The sequence below is a fragment of the Mucilaginibacter glaciei genome (assembly GCF_014773245.1).
In the GTDB taxonomy this organism is placed as follows: Bacteria; Bacteroidota; Bacteroidia; order Sphingobacteriales; family Sphingobacteriaceae; genus Mucilaginibacter; species Mucilaginibacter glaciei.
In genome coordinates this window covers 568797-590539 of sequence record NZ_JACWMX010000001.1, presented here as the reverse complement: position 1 = coordinate 590539, position 21743 = coordinate 568797, and the positions used below count along the sequence as shown (strand labels likewise).

Below are 21743 nucleotides of genomic sequence, written 5' to 3'. Positions count from 1 at the left end.
TTATTAAATCCAAAAAAAACAGGTAACAAATTGATTATCATTAAAAATAACTATTGCGTATTAAACACACAATGAGTATTTTGCGTTGCTTTCCAATAGCAATAAACCGATAAACTTTTTATATGAGATTAAAATTTACCTTATTACTTGCTGCTGTATGCGCAGTGGTTTTCATTTACAGCAAAATCCCCGTTAAGCCGCGAATTTTGGTGTTCACCAAAACCTCAGGCTATCACCATGCCTCTATCCCTTTGGGAACGGCCGCTATCATTAAATTAGGGCAGGAAAATAATTTCACTGTCGATACCACTTCCGATGCCGCTAAGATAACTGAAGGCAACCTCAGCAAATACTCGGCTGTGGTGTTTTTAAGCACTACCGGCTACATGCTGAACAACTATCAGCAAGCCGACCTGGAACGCTACATGCAAGCAGGCGGCAACTTTGTGGGCGTACATGCTGCGGCAGATGCCGAATACGATTGGGCTTACTACGGCCGGCTGGTAGGTGCCTTTTTTGCCAGCCACCCCGAACAACAGGAAGCTAAATTGAACGTTGTTGACAAAAATCATCCTTCTACCCGTTCGTTACCGGATGTTTGGGCACGTAAGGATGAGTGGTACAACTACAAAAACATTAGCAAAAAAATTCATGTGCTTATCAATTTAGATGAAAGCAGCTACAAAGGCGGCAAAAATGGTGCAAACCACCCTATTGCCTGGTATCAGAATTTTGAGAACGGCCGATCATTCTACACAGGTTTGGGCCATACCGATGAATCTTACAGCGACCCTTCCTTTTTAAAACACTTGTTAGGCGGCATTCAGTATGCTATCGGTGATAATAAAAAACTGGATTATTCAAAAGCCACTACACTACGCGTTCCCGAAGAAAACCGTTTTGCAAAAACACAACTGAACGAAGGCACTTTGTTTGAGCCTACCGAAATGACCATTTTACCAAATCTGGATATTTTGATAGCCCAGCGCCGCGGCGAGATCATGCTGTACAAAAACGGCACTAAAACTATGAAACAGGCTGCAAAGCTTGATGTTTATTGGAAAACGCATACCAAAGGTGTCAATGCCGAAGAAGGTGTTTTGGGCCTAAAAGCCGATCCTGATTTTAAAAACAACCATTTCGTATATGTTTATTACAGCCCGGTAGATACATCAGTTAACCGCTTATCGCGCTTTACCATGACGGGCGACACGATCGATTTGAAATCAGAAAAAGTAGTATTACAGTTATATTCTCAACGCGAAATTTGCTGCCATACCGGTGGCTCCATCGCTTTCGGTCCGGATAGGATGCTCTTCCTTTCAACCGGCGATAACTCTACCCCGTTTGATGAGCCGGGTAAACGCACCATTAATACCCACGCATTTGCCCCGCTAGATGACCGCCCCGAGTTTTTAAACCATGACGCCAGGCGATCTGCAGGTAATACCAATGATCTGCGCGGCAAGATTCTGCGGATAAAAATGAATGAGGATGGCACCTATGCTATTCCTGATGGTAACCTGTTCAAAAAAGGTTTGGCCAAAACCCGCCCGGAAATTTATGTGATGGGCGACAGGAACCCTTACCGTATCCAGGTTGACCCTAAGAACAGCTACCTGTACTGGGGCGAAGTTGGGCCGGATGCACAAGCTGACAGTTTAGATACCCGCGGCCCGCGCGGTTACGACGAATTTAACCAGGCTAAGGCAGCCGGCATGTTTGGCTGGCCATACTTTATTGCCAACAATATCCCTTACCACGAATATGATTATGCAACAGGGAAGGTGGGCATTCAGTTCGACCCGCAGCACCCGGTAAACAACTCGCGCAATAATACAGGTTTAGTTGACCTGCCACCGGCGCAACCCGCCATGATCTACTATCCATATGCCGCATCTACTGAGTTCCCGCAGGTTGGGACAGGTGGCCGTAACGCGATGGCGGGACCTGTTTATTACACAGACCTTTATCCCAAAGCTACCCGTATGCCTGATTACTTTAATAAAAAAGTGATCTTTTACGACTGGATACGCGGATGGATCAAATTACTAACCTTACAGCCAAACGGGGATCTGGATAAAATGGAGCCGTTCATGGCAGGCACCAAGTTCAATAACCCTATCGATATGGAAACAGGCCCCGATGGTAAGATCTATGTATTGGAATACGGATCGGGCTGGTTTGCTAAAAACAAAGATGCCGGGATAGCCCGTTTAGATTACAACACGGGTAACCGCGCGCCCGAGGTAGCAAGCATCAACTCAAACAAAGCTTATGGTGCCTTGCCTTTAGCCGTTACTTTTACCGTTAAGGCAACCGATCCAGAGAATAATAAAATGACCTACATTTGGAATTTGGGCAACGGTGTCAAAAAAATAACCGTTTTGCCAAAATTGGTTTACACTTACACCAAAAAAGGCAATTACAACGCGTCTGTTGATGTGAAAGATGATATGGGCGCCACCGGCACAAGCAAAACTACCGCGGTACTGGCCGGTCAGGATTCGCCGGACATGAAAGCTAAAATGGCGGTAATAAAATCAAATGCTGCGGGCAAGGCCCTGGTCATGTCGATGGATTGCAAGGCTTGCCATAAAATTGCCGAAAAATCTGTTGGTCCGTCATTTACTGATGTAGCTAAAAAATATGCAGCAACTACAGCCTCTACCGCACACCTGAGTAAAAAGATCATGACAGGTGGCCACGGTGTTTGGGGCGATGTAGATATGCCAGCCCACCCCAGCATTAAGCCAGCAGAAACGAAGGCTATCATTAATTGGATCTACTCACTTAAGTAATAAAACCCTTTATTTGCAGCGGATATGATTTGAAGTCATATCCGCTTTTTTTATACACATGAAGAAACTATCTACCCTCATTTTTCTGCTGACATTATTTTTTTCGGCATTCGCGCAAACCCGATCTAATTTTTCGGGCACTGTGACTAATACCAATGCTAAACCTATAGCTGGGGCTATTGCAAGTTTATTGAATACCAACTTTGCTACAAGCACAAACGCACAAGGTGTTTTTACATTCCAAAACATCCCTGCAGGGCAATACACCTTACATATCAGCAGCATGGGTTATGCAGCTATCAGCCAAAACGTGATACTTTTAGCAGGCGACCGTAATACCAACTTCCAACTCACAGAAACCAGCAACCGTTTAGAAGAAGTTATTGTAACTGCGCAAAAACGCGAAGAGGCTGCGCAACAGGTGCCTATCAGTATTTCTACCCTATCGGCAAAGCAGGTGCAGGATTACAAGGTTTGGAACCTGAAGGATTTGACAGGTATCATACCCAACCTATACTCCGCTAACCCGGGCGATGGGCGCAACGTTACGGGGATTCGCGGTATTGCAACCACCTCTTACGATCCTGCCATTGCCACCTATATTGATGGTGTTAACCAGTTTAGCCTGGATACTTACATTCCCCAGCTATTTGATGTAGAACGGGTAGAAGTTTTACGCGGCCCGCAAGGCACACTGTATGGCCGTAATGCACAAGGCGGAGTGATCAACGTGATCACTAAACAGCCTACCAACATTGCAGGCGGTTTTGCCGAAGTTAACTTTGGCAGCTATGGCCAGCAGCGTTATAGCCTAGGGTTTCGTACCCCGCTAATCAAAGATAAGTTATACTTGGGTGTTGCCGGTTTATATGACGGCTTTAACGGGTTCTATACTAACCAATTCAACAATACCAAACTGGATAAGCAACACTCGTTTACCGGCAATTATTATTTAAAATACCTGGCTACACAATCGTTCAGCCTTACTTTAAATGTAAAGAATTACGCTAACCGCAACAACGGGCCGTTTGCGTTGAGTAGTTCGCCCGCAGATGCTTTAGCGCAGCCGTTTCAGGTTAACCAGAACGCTACCACCAGGATGATAGATAACATCTTTAACGCATCGTTATCTGCCAACTACACAGGCAAAGGGTTCAACTTTACTTCTAACAGCGCCTATCAGCAAAATTATCGTTACTACACCGTACCGATCGATGGCGATTTTTCTCCGCTCGATGCAGTTTCGGTCATAAACAATTATGGGCCACAATTTAACAAAGTAAAAGTAGGCACACAGGAATTTAGGTTCTCATCACCAGCATCCGCTACAAACTTAAAATGGACAGCGGGTGTCTATGGCTTTTATCGATACAGCCCAAGCAAAACAGGTACGCACTTTGGCGCAGATGCAGCAGCTGTAGGTTCACCAATAACCGACTTCACCGCAATAAACACCAACATCGAACGTAACTATGGCGGCGCGGTGTTTGGCCAGGTAACTTATGTGTTTGCCCCGCAATGGGATTTTACCGCAGGGCTACGTTATGATTATGAGCATAAAAAAGAACAGGTAAAGGGCGAATTCCAACCAGACGGTGCCGACCCGATCACCACGCAAAACGACACGTCGTCTACGGCGCACTTTAAGGCCTTTACGCCTAAAATTAGTCTGGCTTACCACATAACCGACAATAACAACCTATACGCCACCTACAGCCGTGGATTCAGGGCTGGTGGCATCAGCCAGTTAGGGTCCGATCCATCACAACCGCCTTTGTTTGCATTTAAACCCGAGTATAGCAATAACTACGAGTTGGGTTCAAAAAACTCATTCCTTAATAATCGCCTGCATTTGAATGTATCGTTATTCTATATCGCTATAGATAATGCACAGGTACCAACCCTGATATTACCCCAGGCCATTACGGTAACTCGGAACGCGGGTAAATTAGACAGTAAAGGTGCCGAAGCCGAACTGGCAGCTACTTTATTAAAGGGGCTGGATATATTTTATAATTTTGGATATACGCACGCTAAGTATTCCGACCTGCAAGTGGCCAGTAACGGTGCGGTAGTAAACCTTAGCGGCAACCGCCAGGTTTATACGCCTAACGTAACATCAATGCTGGCACTGCAATATGGATACGCGTTAGGTGGCAATACACAAAACAAACTGATTGCACGCGGCGAATGGCGTTATTTGGGCAAGCAATATTTTGACCTGGCTAACCAGATAGAACAAAAAGGTTATAACACTTTTAACGCGCGTGTAGGTGTGAGTACAAAACGTTTCGACCTGTTTGTATGGGGTACTAACCTGGGCAACAAACGTTATATAGATTACGCATACGATTTTGGCGCCGCACACTTAGGCAACCCGCGTATGTACGGAGTAACGTTAAGGACAAATTTTTAACCTCAATAAGCAGAAAGGGCCGCAAATTACTTTGCGGCCCTTTTTAATTTAAGCTCTTTGGTTTGCTGCTTCGTCTTTTTACGATTGCGTATCGACAACAAACCGGACGCAGATGCCCTCGTCAAGCGAGTTAACTTATTTATCTTTAACTATTAAATCGTTCACATCGTCTAATAAAAAACAGTGGGAAAAATTGGTCATCCCTGTTTTCGGATAATAACCTATCGCTGCCGGGGCTGCTAAGAGTATGAGTTTGGCGAGCGGAGATTCCCTTTTTGTCTCTCGGATCAACTTTACACCGATCCCCATTTTTTGATGATCCTCATCAACCGCCAGATCTGATAAGTAGGTACAGAAGGCAAAGTCAGATAGAGACCTGGCTATGCCTACTAATTGCCCACCTTTACGGGCAGTGACAATTAAATTCGCGTTTTGCAGCATTGCAGCTATCCGCTCTGCGTCATGAACAGGCCGTCGTTCGGAAAGAGTACTGCGTTTTAAAAGATCAATAAACTCGTCAGCGTCGATTGATTGTTCCCGCTGATATTGTACTTCGGTTAAAGACATCGCATTAATTTTTTGCAATTTAATGCACTTCAAATAAAAAGCATTTAAATAACTGATTTTGTTATTTAATAATCTTTAATTGTCCCGTACTGTATTTAAATATTTTTATACTCATTAATAAACGCCATCAGGCGGTTGATAATCTAATATGAAATCGGCGATCTCCTTTTGTTCATCATCTGAAATTTTTTCGCCACGGTATTCCCAATCGGCGTTTTCTTTATTTACATTAAACTCCCCTAAAAAGTCAGGGTCGCTCTTATCTGCCGATTCTTTTGATTCCCGTAGTGCGCCATTTGGATCAGAAACGCCAAATATTTTATAAATACCAGTTTCCCATAGTCCCCTTTCGGTAACTATTTCCACTTCGCGTTCTTCGGGAGTATCTGCGCTTATTTTTAAAATAACCATGATGTTGAGCTTTATAATAATAAGACAGGTAAACGACCTTCTTGTTTTTTAAAACTTGTATATGCCGTTTTGAATAATGTGCGCACGAACGAAATCGGTATACTTCAAAAAGATAATTATCCGGGCATTTTAAAGTTCTGTGCAACTTGTTTAACATTCATTTGTAGTATATTTTAGCGTCTATCATGAAAATACATCAGCAAACCATACAGCTTAACCAACGCCGAAGAGGATTTCATATCATTACAGCGGACATATTGAGTGCCCTTCCACAAATAAGTGAGTTTAAAGCCGGTATTTGCCAGATTTTCATTCAGCATACATCGGCCTCGCTTTGCATCAATGAAAATGCCGACCCTACCGTAAGGATTGATTTTGAAATGTATTTTAACAAGGCCGTGCCCGAAAATGACCCTGATTATGAACATGATTACGAAGGAAGCGATGATATGCCAGCCCATTTGAAAGCAGCCATGCTGGGCAGTTCTGTTACTATACCCATAACCAACGGCCGTTTAGCGTTAGGAACATGGCAAGGGATTTATCTGTGCGAGCACCGCAACCATGGGGGTAGCAGGCATTTAGTTGTGACTGCCTGGGGCGAATAACTTACAGTAATACATCAAGTGTTTACTGCCACAGTCACCTCCTTTAATTTATTACTATCTCGTTAAATCAAACATAAAATTATACGATGGATATTATCGACCTGAAACAAACGAAAAAAAAGATAATTGCCAGCGATGCTATGTTGGAAGACTCCACTTTTAACCAAGTATGCCTAAACCGCGTTCAAATGGATGATATTTCGATGGTTGACGCACGGATAGCCAACGCAAATTTAACCAACTTAAAGATTGAGGACGCGCAATTAGGTGGTGCATATTTCCATAATATTGGGATGCCGCCCCAAGGCCACCCTAATTACGATCCTGATAAAAAGCAAGGCGGCCTTAAATTTAAGGATTGCAACCTGCAAGACAGCGAGATCATTGATTGCAACATAAGTAGCATGTCAATAATTGATTCGAGTCTAATCGGCCTTGCAATAACCGATTGCAACACCACAGGGATGACCATTAACGGAATACTGGTAGACGATTTACTGAAAGCCTATCAAAAATAATAACAGGCTAACCTAAGCCATCAAAAATCTGAACCTTGCTGTCTCTCCTCATGCCGTTTGATCTTGATAAACACTAATTTACTGGTAGGACAGTTGCTTTTTAATGCAACACTGTTGATCGGTACCAATACATTAGTTTCCGGGTAGTAGGCCGCCGTGTTACGTTCGGGGATATTATAGGACACGATAATAAATAACCGCGCAACACGCTCTACACCCTCAAAATAGTTATACAGGTCAACCTTGTCGCCCTGAAAAAAGCCGGCTTTTGCAATATCTTTAGGGTTCATAAGTATTACACGGCGTTCATTATGGATGCCGCGATATCTGTCTTCCATACCATAAATGGTTGTGTTAAACTGATCATGGCTGCGAATGGTGGTCAGCATGAAGTCATCAGCTGCCATAGTGTGATCCGGCAGTTGAGTAATAGTAAACGGAGCCCGGTCTTTAAAAGCCTCTGTTTCAAAAGTACCTTCGCGCGCGGCATTGGGTAAGTAGAACCCACCCGGTAAACGCACGCGTTGATTGTAATTTTCAAAGCCGGGAATCACTTTACCGATATCATCGCGCACGGCATTATAATCATTAGAAAACCTGTCCCAGTCAACAACAGTACGGCCAGCTAACGTTGCTTTAGCCATTTCACATACTATCTGCGTTTCGTTTAACAATTCGGTCGATACAGGCTCTAAAACACCTTTTGACATTTGTACCACCCCCATTGAGTTTTCGCAACTGATAAACTGAACTTCGCCACCTACAACATCTTTATCACTGCGGGCCAAGGTGGGCAAAATTATAGCTTCATCGCCGTGTACTAAATGGCTGCGGTTAAGCTTTGTTGATACATGAACCGACATTTCTAACTTTCGCATGGCGTTGGCGGTAAAATTAGTATCTGGCGTAGCCGATAGGAAATTGCCCCCCATTCCAAAAAATACCCTTAGCTTACCCTCTTGCATGGCCTTGATAGAATCAACCACGTCAAAACCATGCTCCTGCGGCGGGTTAAAGCCATACACTTCCTTTAACTTATCCAGTTGTTCTTTCTTCGGTTTGTCATAGATCAGCATTGTACGGTTACCTTGTACGTTGCTATGGCCACGCACCGGGCACAAGCCGGCCCCCGCTTTACCAATACTGCCTTTAAGCAGCGTGAGATTGGCTATCTCCTTAACCATGTCTACGCCGTTCTTTTGCTGCGTAATGCCCATAGCCCAACAAATAATAATCCTGCTTTTGTGCTTCAACATCTCTGCAGCCTGCTGTACCTGCGCAACCGGCAAACCGGCTGCAGCACATAATGCATCAACATCAAAATTTTTAACCTGCTTTATAAATTCCTGGTAACCGGCGGTTTTATTTTTGATAAACTCCTGATCAAACACCTTTCCCGGCTCTTGCAGTTCGGCATCGTATAGCAATTTTTCTAATGCCTTAAACAATGCCATGTCACCATTTATTCTTACCTGCAGATACAAGTCGGCCAGCTGGGTTTTAATGCCCATAATTCCTTTAGCAGTTTGCGGGTTTTTAAAGCCCATCAGCCCTGCTTCGAATAACGGATTTACCGCAATGATCTTTGCGCCATTCTTTTTGCCCTTTTCTAAAGCAGTAAGCATCCTGGGATGATTTGTGCCCGGATTTTGACCTACGATGATGATCACATCGGTATCGTGCAGATCATTCAGTGTGACTGTTCCTTTACCGATACCAATTACCTCGGCTAACCCCACACTGGTCGATTCATGGCACATGTTAGAGCAGTCGGGCATGTTATTGGTGCCAAACTCCCTTACAAATAGCTGGTAAACAAATGAAGCTTCGTTGCTGGTACGACCTGATGTGTAGAAAGCAGCCTCGTTCGGCGAGGCAAGGCTATTCAGTTTATTCCCAATTTTGTGGAAGGCGTCATACCAACTTATCGGTTGATAATGTGTACCACCTTCTGGCAAATACATTGGCTGGGCTATCCTGCCTTTTTTACCAATATCCATATCTGTAAGTTTCGCCAGGTCTGCAACCGCGTTTTGTGCAAAGAATTCAGCAGTCAACTTTTTGGTAGTGGCCTCTTCAGCTAAAGCTTTAGCCCCGTTCTCGCAATATTCCGCAATCGGCGACCGATCATCGTCCGGATCAGGCCAGGCGCAGCTGGAACAGTCGAACCCGCCCTTCTGGTTCATTTTAAATAAAGCACCGGGTCCGCGTACGGCCCCAGTTTCCTCTAAAATATCAGCAAACGAGGCTGCAACGGCCGGGATGCCGGCTGCCCAGGTCTCGGGTTTGGTAACTTTAAGCTGGTGCAATGTTTCGGGGTTCTCTGCCGCCGGTTGTTCCTTAATTTCTTTGCTCATACAATTTTTCCGCTAAAGGATTAGGGTAATTATCACTCTGATCTTCGTCTACATTATCCAAACAGGTAAAATCCTTTTCGATCAATAAATGTAAGTCGCCGTTCATCCCACCAAAACCAACCTTGTCGGTGGCTGTCCATTCATTAGCCATATTCTCGGGCATTACCACTGTAATAACGTTATTTACAAACGATGCAGTAATAGCGTTCCCGGATTTTCGCTGCAAGGTGTAGGTAAGCGAAGTTCCGCCTATTTGTACTTTTTCAGTTACCATTCCTTCTTCTGCAAAAAGCGCAACCTCGCTCTTGGTAAGCCTAAACCTTAATCCGTTATTTTTGATACGAATCTTCATAATTGGGTATTAAAATGCGCTGTGGCGCGGTATAAATATTGAATCGTTGCACGCGCAAAAAGCCGACAAGCGTGATGTTAAATTCCTGCGCCAATTGTACTGCCAGGCTTGATGGTGCGCCAACCGCGACAATGATATTGATGCCTGCCATGGCTGCTTTTTGGATCAATTCAAAGCTTGCCCTGCCACTTAGCAATAGCACATGATTGTTCATAGGAAGTATTTGCTGACTGATGGCCGCTCCAATCAGTTTATCCAAAGCGTTGTGCCTGCCCACATCCTCACGCAGTAAAAGCAAGTTTCCCTCCGGATCAAACAAAGCCGAGGCATGTAACCCACCGGTATCTTCAAACACTTTTTGATTGTGGCGCAAGATGCCGGGGAGTGCAGTCAGTATTTCGGTATCGATGGTGTTGTTAAAATCAGCGGATTGATAATCGCTAACTGTACGGATAGCATTAATAGATCCTTTTCCGCAAACTCCACAGCTTGACGTAGTGTAAAAATTGCGTTCCGTATTTTGCAAGTGAGGAACCACATCTGCTACCAAACTTACTTCGATAACATTCTCCCTATTTTCCGCACAGGCAATAAATTTATAGTCTACCTGCTGTACGTCTTTTGCGCTTTTGATGATCCCTTCCGTAAATAAAAACCCGGTAGCCAATTCCGCGTCGTGGCCCGGGGTGCGCATGGTTACCGAAATATTCTGCGTTTTGCGCTGATGGGCGGGGCCGTGCTCTAGCCTAATCTCTAACGGTTCTTCAATGGCAACAAGATCGTTTACTACCTCGCTTTCGCCGTTGGTTAACCGAGTAACGGGCATTATTAAAATCGCGTTTGAGGGCATAATCAAATATACAATTTAGGTGGAAGGTTTGTTCTCAGTATAAGACAACTATATGTGGCTATTTATCGTTTTACAACAGATTATCGCATATTTGTAACCAATATCAAATTATGGAACTTAACATACTGGCATTCGGTATTGCCAAAGATATTTTCGGTGCGCCGTCTGTCATCGTAAATTTGGATGAGGGTGCAGATACGGCAACTTTAAAAACACTGCTCGAAACTCAATACCCCCGCCTGAAACAGTTGGCCAGTTACATGGTAGCGGTCAATAACGAGTATGCGCAAGACGAAAATTCCATTTCCGAACGCGATGAAGTAGCGATTATCCCACCTGTTAGCGGAGGTTAAGTAATGGAAACCCAGATTGAAATTTTTGAAACGCCGCTAAATACCCAATCTTGCATTGAATGGATCATGTCGCCGGCATCTGGTGGGATCGATGTTTTCATAGGTACAGTGCGTAATGCTACCAAAGGTAAAATGGTATTAAAGCTGGAGTTTGAAGCCTATAAACCGATGGCTATCAGCGAAATGAGTAAGATAACTCAACAAGCTTTTGAGAAGTGGCCTGTACAAAAGATTTTAATCCATCACCGTACCGGAACGTTGCAGGTGGGTGAAATCCCGGTGATCATAGCTGTATCGGCGGCCCACCGCGATGCAGCATTTGATGCCTGCCGATATGTTATCGATACCCTGAAACAAACCGTACCCATCTGGAAAAAAGAGTTTTTTGAGGATGGCAAAGTTTGGGTTGCCGCGCATCCTTAACAGCGATAAAGCTAATTTTTTGATTTTTTCTGAGTTTTTTATCTAACTAATGATGCTTTTTTAAGATAAAAAGTATTTACTGAGCTTAATTGAGGTTCCATTCCTGCAAACCGCCTTTTAAAGAGTAGGCCTTTACACCCGGCAGTTTTTGTTTCAATAATTTAACTGCCTCACCGCTCCTTTTACCAGATGAGCAATAAAACACATAGGTTTTGTCATCTTCAAATTCCTGAAGGTTATCTTCTACTTCATCCAGTTCAATATGGAGGCCGCCTATATCAAACTCGTCCCTCTCCTGGTCAGTTCGAACATCAACTAAAGTATATGTATCTTCATTGAGCCCTTCTTTCAGCTCGACAGCGGTAACGGTCGGGATATGTTCAGTTATTTCTAGAGCCTTTATATTCGTTTGGGTAACATCTCCTATTTTGATAACCCTGCTTTGCATGGTTTGAGCGTCAAACAGCAGCACCTTTCCTTTGAGTAATTCACCTGTCTGGGTAATACACTTGATTACCTCATTGGCCTGCATACAGCCAATTATCCCGGCAAGAGTTGGTATTACGCCACCAACAGAACAATTGGGCACTTGTGTAGCGTTTACCTGCGGGTAAAGGTCGCGGTAATTTGGTGAACGGCTGCCGTCTGCATTGGGTAAATTCCACACCGCTACCTGCCCCTCGTACTGATAAATCGCGCCGTAAACCACCGGTTTACCCGCCAATACAGCAGCGTCATTTAGCAAATAACGCGTCTCAAAGTTATCTGCCCCATCAAGGATAATATCATAACTATCAATTACTTGAATTACATTAGTTGAAGTTATTTTGGCCATGTGAGGTACTAATTTGATGCCGGGATTTTGCTGCTGCAGGCGTGCGCAAGCCACCTCCGCCTTTAAACGGCCTACATCTGCCGGATTATATAATATCTGCCGGTGCAGGTTGCTAACCGATACCTCATCGAAATCGGCAATACCCAGGGTACCAACACCACTCGCCGCAAGGTATTGTGCGGCTGGGCAACCTAAGCCTCCTGCACCTACTATCAACACACGTGCATTTTGCAGCAGTGCTTGTGATGAAGCTTCAAAACCGGGCAAGGCCATCTGGCAGCTGTATCTCAACCAATCATCCTGCATCCTTTACTGCTATTTTTTGGTGCAGGATGCGTTTGATCCGCTCCAGTTCTTCGGGTGTATTCACATTGGTTAGCGCGTCCTGCTCGGGTGCCTTTAATACGTTCACATCACTATTGATTAACACTTTACGCGGGCAGGAATAACCTTGTGCTAAAAATTGAAGTAATATGGGATAACTTTTTGGTTCATAAATAGTTATCAACGGTTCAGGGAAGTTTTGATAATCGCTTTGATAGGCTGTAGCGATTGTTGCTGTGTTGCGATTATTCACCAAGTACTGTAAAACAGTTGTATCCACCAATGGCAGATCGCAGGCCACAACCAGCCAGGCCTTATCGGGCTGCTCCCTAAAAGCCGAAAGGATAGCACCGTAGGGCCCTAAACCTATGAAGGTATCGGCGAGGCTTAAATAATCTGGGAATATGGCTTTTTGCTGCTCTACATCCCGGCAGGAAATATAAACATCAGCACAGTGCTTCTTCAATAGATCGGCCATGTGATAGCGTTGTTCTTTACCGTACCAGTTTACGCTCCCCTTATCATACCCCATTCGGGTACTTTTGCCACCAGCCAGTACTAAGCCTTGTAATATCGGTTTTGCTTGCTCTAACTTGTTTTTGAAAAAAGCGGTTATCTTCCCTGCGTCATCGTTCAGGCGCAACACGGGGATTTTCTGCCAGTCGGCTACCGCTTCCTTTACAAAAACGGGCAGTTCATCTGCATTATCTGCTAAAAGGAATAGTTGCACATTTGTCAACTGATCTAACCGTTTTTGCAGCGAAGCCGCCTTATTACTATCGATAATAACTATCTGCGCCTTTGCCTGCTGGTGGTTACCGTTTACTAATACTATATCCATGGCTGCAAACAGTTCGCGTTGTTTAAACGGATCTAAAGCAGCGGCGTAGTTTAATTGGGAATAATTGTTCTGATCGGTGTAATCCAAAGCAGCACCGGCATCCAACTTACCGGGTAGTTGCACCTTGTCATTACTATGCGATGTGTCGCCGTAGGCGCAGCGATATTGCGGCGATAATACCGAGATTACCTGGTCTGCCAGGAATTTGATCACCGTGCAGGGCCCGCCTAAAATTGCCCATTCGTTACGGGCAAAATTTCCGTTTGCCGGGCGGCTAATAGCCGCATGTTTTTTATGATCGATTAAAGTCATGTTTACCTCCTGTTTTTGAAATCAACCTGGTTTCTTTGATCACGATATCATGGCTCATTGCTTTACACATATCATATACTGTAAGCGCCGCCATAGAAGCACCAACAAGGGCCTCCATCTCTATACCTGTTTTAGCCGTAATACTGGCGGTACAGGTGATAACAACTTCGTTATTGGCCGACATTTGAATGGTAACTTGGCAGTTGTCCATACCCAAAGGGTGACAAAGTGGTATTAAATCGCCTGTTTTTTTAGCAGCCATAATGCCGGCTATGATGGCAGTTTGAAACACGGCCCCTTTTTTAGTTTGTAATTCACCATTAACCAGGTGTTGCAACACTTCATCTGGCAACACCACAATGCTTTGTGCAGTAGCGGTACGGTAGGTAACCTGCTTTGCTGACACATCCACTATGGTGGGGTTATCGTTTTTATCTAAATGCGTTAATTTTGTTTCCACGGATGCTGGTTGATCGCCTCAATTTAAAATTTCCAAACTCTAAAAACTTCGCCTTTTTTAAATTCGTCCCTGTCCGGCGGTAGTTCCATAAAGGCATCCGTATCAGCTAAGTTAGCAAAATCACCTGATCCGTTCCCTTCAACAGGCTGTGCAGCTAACGTACCCATTGGGGTTGACTTCAATTTAATTTGTAAAAAATATTTTAAGGGCGGCGCAAATGTAAAATCTCTGTCGAGTAAGGCATATACGTGCTCCTTTGGCGGCAAACTGAGTGTTGCATCTAGCCAGGGTAGAACGTACCGGTGCAGGCACATAAACGTTGCCACCGGATTGCCCGGAAAAGCAAATACCAAAGCACCATTATCATGTTTACCGAACCAAAATGGTTTACCGGGACGCTGCTGTACCTTGTGAAATAATCTAGTCACCTGAGCATCTTGCAAAGCTTGCGGGATGTAATCGAATTTACCCATAGAGATGCCGCCACTCAGTAAAATAACATCGTAGTTCTGCAGGCAGGTTTCTATCTGTTTGCGGGTAACGTCAGGGTCATCCGGAATGTGCATCATATCGGCATCCAGGCCGTGAAGCTTTAAAGCGGCTTTTACAGTGTAGTTATTCGACTTTCGGATCTGATAATCGGACGGTGTGGCGGCTACTTCTACCAATTCATCGCCGGACGATATGATCATCACCCGCGGCATCTTCTTTACCAAAACGTTTGCCTTGCCAACAGAGGCTAACAAACTGATCACAGCAGGCGAAATTACCTGGTTGGAAGGCGCAACGATATCGCCGCTGCGTTTATCCGTGCCTTTAAAATGGATGTTTTGCCCATGTTTAACTTCGGGAGCGAGTAATTTAGCCAGTCCGTTATTAATTTCGAGATCCTCGTACCTGATCACCGCATTTACAGTTGGCGACAATGCCGCGCCGGTCATTATCTCCACGCATTCTTCATTTGCATCAATATCAACAGGCTGATCTCCAGCTGCCTGGGTTGCCTTAATTTTAAATGTCCGTATGCCTTTTACGATCGCGTCAAAATCAATGGCGATGCCATCCATAGTTACCCGGTTAAAAGGCGGCAAGTTACGGTCGGCCTTTATATCTTCGGCTAAAACTCGGCCAAGTGCCTGTTCAAAAGCCAATGCTTCGGTACCGTAGTCCTTTATTTGGGCAAGTATAATTTGTTCGGCTTGTTCTACAGTTGTCATGTTCTTCATTTAATCAGCCGCCAATGGTCGCCATAGATTCCCGGAAGTCGGGGTTCTCTGCCCGCTTCGATTCTGCAGCCCAGCCATCCTTTTCGCGGCTGTTGAATGCCGCAAGTAATGTACCTTTCAATTCGACCTCTCCTATCCCCTCTCTCATCAGGTCTTTGATATTTAAAACCCCGTTATCATACAGGCAATTTTTTAAGGTGCCCTGCGGGGTAATGCGGATACGGTTACAGGTGCCACAAAAAGTACGCGAATAAGCTGCTATAATGCCAACGCTGCCCTGGTGGCCGGGAATCTGATAATTATAAGCGGTTGAGTGCATTGGATCAGGAACCTTCGTAATATCCGGGAACACCTGTCTTATCTCATCGAAGATCCGTACATAGTCCCAAACTATCCCGCTGTAGCCGTGCCCGTCGCCATTAAAGGGCATTTCTTCAATAAAGCGTACAACAACAGGCAAATTCCTTGTTAATTTAACCAGGGGGATAATATCCTCCGTATTTTTTCCTGCCATTACAACCGTATTGATCTTTACTTCTACATCGTGATTTAAAAGCTCGTGCATGGTATCCATCACATTAGCAAACTCATCGCGGCGGGTAATGGCAAAAAAACGGTTAGCATCGAGGGTATCTAAACTTAAGTTGACTGATCTGACCCCTATCTTTTTCAAATCGGCTACATGCGGTGCAGTTAAAACACCGTTTGTTGTAATGCTCAGATCTTTTAACCCATCCAATTTTGAAAGGGCGGTAAGCAACTTCATAATATCCTTGCGCACAAAGGGCTCACCGCCGGTTATTCGGATCTTCTCGATACCCATTCGAACTAAAACGGTACAGGCGGCCAGCATTTCTTCGTAAGTCATCAATTCCTTACGCGACAGCCAGTCCAAGCCCTCTTCAGGCATACAGTAAAAGCAGCGCAAATTACATCTGTCGGTAACTGCCAGGCGCAGGTAATTGATCTTTCTGCCGTGATTATCTAATAACAATGTATGTGTAGTATTTAATTGTCAACAATGGGTACCAGGCAATAGTTTGGAGGTCGAACACAAATGTAAGGATTACAATGTTTACCGAATGTCGCTTTTAAATACTATTTCAAATATATTTACCCGCCCCGGCAGAAACTCAAATAGGTAATAGCCGTTAATATTCTATACATCAATACAATATGACAGCAGTAATTATTTTGGCCGCTGGTTCGTCCAGCCGTTTCGGATCCGCAAAGCAGAACTTGAATTATAAAGGTGAAACCCTGTTGCAACTGGCGGTTAACAACGCCGTTAAAGTAAGTGATACCGTATTGGTAGTTTTGGGGGCTAACCGCGACGACATCGAGTTTTCGATAAAAGATAAGCCGGTAAAGATCCTGTACAACCCTTTGTGGGCCGAGGGAATGGCTTCGGGTATCCGGCTGGCGATAGAGAAATTGCAGGGCGACTACCTGGCTATCACACAAGTAATGATCATGCTTTGCGACCAGCCTTTTGCCGATGCCGCTGTATTACGCAATTTAATGGAGACAGATACTGAAAAGGGCATCATCGCATCGAAATACAACGATATTGTGGGTGTACCCGTTTTATTTAAGGCAAAATACTTCCCTTATTTAATTGCCCTGCAAGGTAAAGAAGGTGCAAAAAAGCTCCTTGAATTACATTTAGACGATGTGGAGCCGGTAAACTTCCCTTTAGGAAGTGTGGACATAGATACAACCGCAGACTGGGACAATCTGAACAACCAATCCGATCAAAATGAATAACTTAAAAAAATGCCCCGTATAGCTTTGCTATCGCGGGGCATTTTTTATTTTTATTTAGCTACCGAAAACTTGTAGATAGATTGTGTGCGATAGGTTTGGCCGGGGTTTAATACTGTGGTTGGGAATGATAACTGATTTGGCGAATCAGGGTAGTGTTGTGTCTCCATAGCAAACGAGGTACGGTACTCGTCTTTTTTGCCGCCCTTCATTATATTAAGGCCCTGCATAAAGTTACCGCTGTAAAACTGCATGGCGGGTTCTTCGGTATATATATCCATCTTGATCCCGCTCTTATCGCCAACAACAGTTGCTATCGAGGTACTGATATCATGCTTATTCAATACATAGTTATGATCATAACCTTTGCCATCTTTTAACTGCTGGTTTTCGGCATTTATCCGGGCGCCAATGGCAGTAGTTTTAGTAAAATCAAACGGCGTGCCTGCAACAGGCTCTACCTTACCAGTTGGGATCAGCGTACTGTCTACAGGCGTGTAGTTGTCGGCATGGATCTGAACCAGGTGATCTAATATGGTGCCGCTGCCTTCGCCGTTCAGGTTAAAGAAAGCATGGTTCGTTAGATTAACAACAGTGGTTTTATCAGTAGTGGCCTCGTAGCTTACCTTCATGGCATTATCGTCGGTAATCTGGTAGGTTACTTTCACATTTAGATTACCGGGGAAGCCGCCTTCCATGTCTTTTGCCAGGTAGCTCAATTCTAAAGTAGCGCTGTCGATCTGTTTGGCATCCCACACCACTTCCTGGAAACCCGGGTGGCCGCCATGCAGCGTGTTAGGGCCGTTATTGGTAGCCAAATCGTATTCTTTACCATCCAAGGTAAATTTACCTTTAGCTATACGGTTACCGAAACGGCCGATTGTTGCTCCGTAATAGGGTTCTTTAGAGTTGATAAATCCATCTACATTTTCAAAACCTAAAACCACATCTGTAAGCTTGCCATTTTTGTCCGGAACAAATAAGCTTACTAACCGGCCGCCATAATTGGTAACCGCGGCCGTTACGCCGTTTTTGTTTTTAAGGGTATATAAATGTGTTTGCTTACCGTTAATAGTTTTCTCAAATGCAGATGCGGCGGGTAATTTAGCTACGGTATTGGTGCTATCATTCATGGTAGTGGTTGTTTTGTTAGCTGATTGATTGCAGGCAGCGAATAATACACTACCGGCAATGGCAAGGCCCAAAGTTGTTGTTTTAAATGAAGTTTGCATAATTTTTATAGAGGTTTACTGATTGGCATGTGATGGTACAGCCAACACCTGGCCTTCCTTAACAGGTAACCCGAAATTTGGCGTTCCGTTTTTATTCCAGGTAAATTTTCGCATTCGCGGCGAGCGGAAACCGCCGCAGCCCTGCCCAGGTTTAGCATTGGCGTGGTAAATTATCCAGTCCTCCTTACCATCGGGCGATTTGAAAAAGGAGTTATGGCCGGGCGCGTAGACACCGTTCTTTTCCGACTTTTTAAACACAGGGTCGGATGATTTTATCCAGGACTTCGGGTCCATCAGATCGGCATCAGATGATGCGGTGAGCATACCCAACGCGTAAAAATCTGTCCAGCAGCCACTGGCTGAGTAGATGAGGAACAGTTTATCACCATGCTTTAAAATCTCCGGCCCTTCATTCACATTCACATGCGGCGGGTTGCCGGGATCATGCAGGTCGCCGTATTTCTCCCAATCGTAAAGCGGGCTCGAGATCTTTGACCGGCTACCCTGGATAGTCCAGGGGTTTTTCATTTTAGAGATGTAAAGGTTCTGCTGGCCATTTTCGTCGCCTTCCCACCCTGCCCAAATCATGTATAACTGCCCCTTATGCACAAACACTGAGCCATCAATAGCCCATTTGTCAGTCGCGTCGCCAACCTTACCTTTAAAGGTCCAGCTGCCTTTTAGCGGGTCAGCAGCTACGTTTTCTAATACATAAAGTCGGTGATTTTTATTATTTCCGTCGTCGGCAGCAAAATACAGGTACCATTTGTGGTTGATATAGTGCAATTCGGGTGCCCAAAGTTCTTTAGAGTAGTTTGTATTTACCGGAGGCACCCAACCCGTTTTCTTCTCGGCCGATTTAAGATTGGCCAGGTTTTTTGTTTTCCAGATCACCAAACTGTTTTGCGTGGAATTGGTGTAATAATAATATCCATCATGATAGATAACCCAAGGATCGGCACCGGATGGCAATAAAGGGTTAGTAAACGTTCGTTTTGATGATTGCGAAAAGGCCCCTATTGAAATAGATAGTAAGATATGAAAGATAATATTCTTCATCATAAAAATTTATAGCCCCAGCGCCTCGGGGCCTAACACTGCACTGGCACAGATATAGGTAGGTACAATTCCGGTAGCCGTGATTCGGTTTTCTGCATCCTCCGCGCGGGTATTACCTGTAAGTACCAGCACGGTATCCAGACCAAACTTATTACCGCCAAGAATGTCAGTTTGCAAGGTGTCTCCTACCATTACAATTTGTTTTTTGCTGATGGGTCGATAATCGCGGATGATATCATAGGCGAACATAAACATCTGCGAATCGGGCTTCCCAAACTGGATGAACTTTTTACCCACGATATTCTCTATCATGCCGGCCAAACCACCTACGGCGATACCTAAATCGGTTTGAGAGATCGGGTACGTTTTATCTGTGTTGGCGACAATAGCCGGGATAGTGCGTTTACGTAGTAGATTCACGGTCTTATTTAAGTCGCTAAACCAGTCGAAGCCTTCATCATCCATAAATACTAGGGCATTAACCTTGTCAATGTTAGACGCATCGATATCCCTCACCGGCATGGTATGGATCCCGGTACTTTCTAAATAATGGGCAGATTCAGTTGTGCCTAGGTAAGCGACAATGCCATCATTGACCTTTAAATCCAAATATTCTTTAGTAAGCATGCCCGATGATATGATCCTCTCAGGCGATACAGCCCACAAACCATTATCGTGGTAAGACTGCGCCAGCTTTGCCGGGCTGCGGGAGGCATCGTTAGTTACAATATAATATTCCTTGTTCTGCGCTGTGAGGTATGCGAAAGTACGTTCAATACCTGGTACCAAACCACTATGCGTTTTTAAAACCCCGAACGCATCAAAAAAAATCACATCGTAGCGGTCAATTATCGATTTAAAATCTTCAATGCGTTTCATGTTCGTTATTAAAGGTTAAAAAGCTGGAAAGGTTGTAATTGTTGTAAAGGTTCAAATAGTAAAATTGCTCATCCAACTTTTTCGACCTGTTTAACATTTAAAACCTTTTAAACCAATGAAAGCCCAAGTGCTTTTATAATTACCTCTGCATCAAAATCTCTGTCAACGGATGGCAGGTAGATTTCTAACGCTTCGGCTTGTAATTTTTTGGCGTATTGCTCGTTAAAAAAGTACTTGCCATCCTTTATCACGTAATTTAGTATAAAAAAGCGATAAGCTTCCTTTAAAAAGCGTATTTCGTCTGCCGTAACCGGGTTTACCTTATGATACTCTTTCAGGAAGGTGATAAAACGATCTTCCATCATAGGGCCTATTACGTAACTGAACACTGTGCGGTCGCCGGCGTCTGATACCACCCGGCTAAAGAAATAAAAATCAAGCAGACGATAACTCATCCTGAACCAGTCGTAGTCCCAGCGCGAATACAGTTCCAGGTCGGGCGTTACCGAAAAGTTACCGATGTTCCAGTCGATAAATACTGGGATGATCTCAAACGAGCTCATGTTATATTTTGATCGGTTTTTTAAAAACTGTTCACAGTGATATTTTAGAAAATCGACCTGCATGGCGGTGCCGAATTTGTGCTCGTTCTTATCTAACTGGCGCTGCAAGTCGTAAATATCTGTACGTAAGGTTTTGGATGATTTAGGTAGCACATTTTTAGCTCTTGAGCATGCTTTGTGGAATTTACCTAATTGCGAACCCAGCTGCCTGATCATCTCATCATTTAACCGGCGGGGCAGCCTGTCCATTATCCGGGTGGGGTTATAAAACACTACCCAGGCATCTGTTTTGCCTTGCTTGTAACGGTAACTATATACCCGGTTGTTTTTCAGTAAAGATTTTGAAAGCAGGTTCTCAAACGGATAAAGCAGGTTATTCGATAAAGCTTGAATGATCCGGTGATCCTCTTTAAAATGCTCGTATTTACCAAAAAAGGAAAGCTTGGCAATAATGATATCGTCGTCATCGAAAGTGATACGGTAAACGTGGTTTGTTGATACCATCGCGCTGATATCTTCAATATCCCGGATAGTTTTTGACTTATCATACCCTTCCCAGGCAGATTTTATAATGATCGATGGGTCCATTACC

Annotated in this window: 21 protein-coding genes; 7 read left to right on the top strand and 14 right to left on the bottom strand. The window is 44.3% G+C overall.

Features of this window, described 5'->3' with window-relative positions; all coding sequences use genetic code 11:
• The first annotated feature begins 122 nt into the window (after nucleotides 1–122).
• The gene (locus IDJ76_RS02705; protein WP_191160466.1) at nucleotides 123–2801 is read left to right on the top strand and encodes a ThuA domain-containing protein; all 2679 of its coding nucleotides are present in this window, start codon (nucleotides 123–125) and stop codon (nucleotides 2799–2801) included.
• Nucleotides 2802–2859: 58 nt separating this feature from the next.
• On the top strand, nucleotides 2860–5217 hold the full coding sequence (locus IDJ76_RS02700; RefSeq protein ID WP_191160464.1) for a TonB-dependent receptor: 2358 nt from the start codon (nucleotides 2860–2862) through the stop codon (nucleotides 5215–5217).
• 135 nt (nucleotides 5218–5352) lie between these two features.
• On the opposite strand, the gene IDJ76_RS02695 is transcribed toward IDJ76_RS02700, so the two are convergent.
• Both IDJ76_RS02695 and IDJ76_RS02690 read right to left on the bottom strand, forming a co-directional pair.
• Nucleotides 5353–5784: a GNAT family N-acetyltransferase gene (locus IDJ76_RS02695; protein ID WP_191160462.1), complete on the bottom strand. Its 432-nt coding sequence runs from the start codon at nucleotides 5782–5784 to the stop codon at nucleotides 5353–5355.
• A gap of 114 nt (nucleotides 5785–5898) precedes the next feature.
• Nucleotides 5899–6195, bottom strand: coding sequence for a hypothetical protein (locus IDJ76_RS02690; RefSeq protein WP_191160460.1), 297 nt, complete (start codon nucleotides 6193–6195; stop codon nucleotides 5899–5901).
• Between the two features lie 185 nt (nucleotides 6196–6380).
• On the opposite strand from IDJ76_RS02690, the gene IDJ76_RS02685 reads away from it, so the two are divergent.
• Nucleotides 6381–6803 (top strand): secondary thiamine-phosphate synthase enzyme YjbQ, encoded by a 423-nt coding sequence (locus tag IDJ76_RS02685; protein ID WP_191160458.1) that lies wholly within the window; start codon nucleotides 6381–6383, stop codon nucleotides 6801–6803.
• An 86-nt stretch (nucleotides 6804–6889) separates the two neighbouring features.
• Nucleotides 6890–7321 carry a pentapeptide repeat-containing protein gene (locus IDJ76_RS02680; protein ID WP_191160456.1) on the top strand — a complete coding sequence of 144 codons (432 nt, stop codon included), beginning with the start codon at nucleotides 6890–6892 and terminating at the stop codon, nucleotides 7319–7321.
• Between the two features lie 20 nt (nucleotides 7322–7341).
• On the opposite strand, the gene IDJ76_RS02675 is transcribed toward IDJ76_RS02680, so the two are convergent.
• The 3 genes from IDJ76_RS02675 to fdhD are packed head-to-tail and all read right to left on the bottom strand — an operon-like array spanning nucleotide 7342 to nucleotide 10856.
• On the bottom strand, nucleotides 7342–9678 hold the full coding sequence (locus tag IDJ76_RS02675; RefSeq protein WP_191160454.1) for an FdhF/YdeP family oxidoreductase: 2337 nt from the start codon (nucleotides 9676–9678) through the stop codon (nucleotides 7342–7344).
• The gene (locus tag IDJ76_RS02670) at nucleotides 9662–10030 is read right to left on the bottom strand and encodes a DUF7009 family protein (protein ID WP_191160452.1); all 369 of its coding nucleotides are present in this window, start codon (nucleotides 10028–10030) and stop codon (nucleotides 9662–9664) included. Before IDJ76_RS02670 ends, IDJ76_RS02675 begins: the two co-directional genes overlap by 17 nt.
• On the bottom strand, nucleotides 10008–10856 hold the full coding sequence (gene fdhD, locus IDJ76_RS02665) for a formate dehydrogenase accessory sulfurtransferase FdhD (RefSeq protein WP_224746161.1): 849 nt from the start codon (nucleotides 10854–10856) through the stop codon (nucleotides 10008–10010). Before fdhD ends, IDJ76_RS02670 begins: the two co-directional genes overlap by 23 nt.
• 134 nt (nucleotides 10857–10990) lie before the next feature.
• Between fdhD and IDJ76_RS02660 the strand changes: the two genes are divergently transcribed.
• Together IDJ76_RS02660 and IDJ76_RS02655 are read left to right on the top strand one after the other, a co-directional pair.
• Nucleotides 10991–11233 (top strand): MoaD/ThiS family protein, encoded by a 243-nt coding sequence (locus tag IDJ76_RS02660; protein ID WP_191160450.1) that lies wholly within the window; start codon nucleotides 10991–10993, stop codon nucleotides 11231–11233.
• A 3-nt stretch (nucleotides 11234–11236) separates the two neighbouring features.
• Nucleotides 11237–11656 carry a molybdenum cofactor biosynthesis protein MoaE gene (locus tag IDJ76_RS02655; RefSeq protein WP_191160448.1) on the top strand — a complete coding sequence of 140 codons (420 nt, stop codon included), beginning with the start codon at nucleotides 11237–11239 and terminating at the stop codon, nucleotides 11654–11656.
• Between the two features lie 85 nt (nucleotides 11657–11741).
• Here the strand turns inward: IDJ76_RS02655 and IDJ76_RS02650 are convergent, their stop codons facing one another.
• From IDJ76_RS02650 to moaA, 5 genes are read right to left on the bottom strand one after another with little or no spacing between them, the layout of a single operon-like run.
• On the bottom strand, nucleotides 11742–12797 hold the full coding sequence (locus IDJ76_RS02650; protein ID WP_191160446.1) for a HesA/MoeB/ThiF family protein: 1056 nt from the start codon (nucleotides 12795–12797) through the stop codon (nucleotides 11742–11744).
• Nucleotides 12787–13968, bottom strand: a complete 1182-nt coding sequence (locus IDJ76_RS02645) for an NTP transferase domain-containing protein (protein ID WP_191160444.1) — start codon at nucleotides 13966–13968, stop codon at nucleotides 12787–12789. Before IDJ76_RS02645 ends, IDJ76_RS02650 begins: the two co-directional genes overlap by 11 nt.
• Entirely contained in the window at nucleotides 13949–14428 is a 480-nt protein-coding gene (gene moaC, locus IDJ76_RS02640) for a cyclic pyranopterin monophosphate synthase MoaC (protein WP_191160442.1), read from the bottom strand. Before moaC ends, IDJ76_RS02645 begins: the two co-directional genes overlap by 20 nt.
• Before the next feature lie 23 nt (nucleotides 14429–14451).
• Nucleotides 14452–15645, bottom strand: coding sequence for a molybdopterin molybdotransferase MoeA (locus IDJ76_RS02635; protein WP_191160440.1), 1194 nt, complete (start codon nucleotides 15643–15645; stop codon nucleotides 14452–14454).
• A 13-nt stretch (nucleotides 15646–15658) separates the two neighbouring features.
• Nucleotides 15659–16648: a GTP 3',8-cyclase MoaA gene (gene moaA / locus IDJ76_RS02630; RefSeq protein WP_191160438.1), complete on the bottom strand. Its 990-nt coding sequence runs from the start codon at nucleotides 16646–16648 to the stop codon at nucleotides 15659–15661.
• A 182-nt stretch (nucleotides 16649–16830) separates the two neighbouring features.
• On the opposite strand from moaA, the gene IDJ76_RS02625 reads away from it, so the two are divergent.
• Complete coding sequence (locus IDJ76_RS02625; RefSeq protein WP_191160436.1) at nucleotides 16831–17421, top strand: nucleotidyltransferase family protein; 591 nt, start codon at nucleotides 16831–16833, stop codon at nucleotides 17419–17421.
• Between the two features lie 50 nt (nucleotides 17422–17471).
• Here the strand turns inward: IDJ76_RS02625 and IDJ76_RS02620 are convergent, their stop codons facing one another.
• The 4 genes from IDJ76_RS02620 to IDJ76_RS02605 form a co-directional block, all read right to left on the bottom strand.
• Nucleotides 17472–18650, bottom strand: a complete 1179-nt coding sequence (locus IDJ76_RS02620) for an aldose epimerase family protein (protein WP_191160434.1) — start codon at nucleotides 18648–18650, stop codon at nucleotides 17472–17474.
• Nucleotides 18651–18665: 15 nt separating this feature from the next.
• Nucleotides 18666–19712: a glycoside hydrolase family 43 protein gene (locus IDJ76_RS02615; RefSeq protein ID WP_191160432.1), complete on the bottom strand. Its 1047-nt coding sequence runs from the start codon at nucleotides 19710–19712 to the stop codon at nucleotides 18666–18668.
• A gap of 6 nt (nucleotides 19713–19718) precedes the next feature.
• Complete coding sequence (locus IDJ76_RS02610; protein WP_191160430.1) at nucleotides 19719–20588, bottom strand: TIGR01459 family HAD-type hydrolase; 870 nt, start codon at nucleotides 20586–20588, stop codon at nucleotides 19719–19721.
• 107 nt (nucleotides 20589–20695) lie between these two features.
• Nucleotides 20696–21739, bottom strand: a complete 1044-nt coding sequence (locus IDJ76_RS02605; RefSeq protein WP_191160428.1) for a hypothetical protein — start codon at nucleotides 21737–21739, stop codon at nucleotides 20696–20698.
• Nucleotides 21740–21743: the final 4 nt, after the last annotated feature.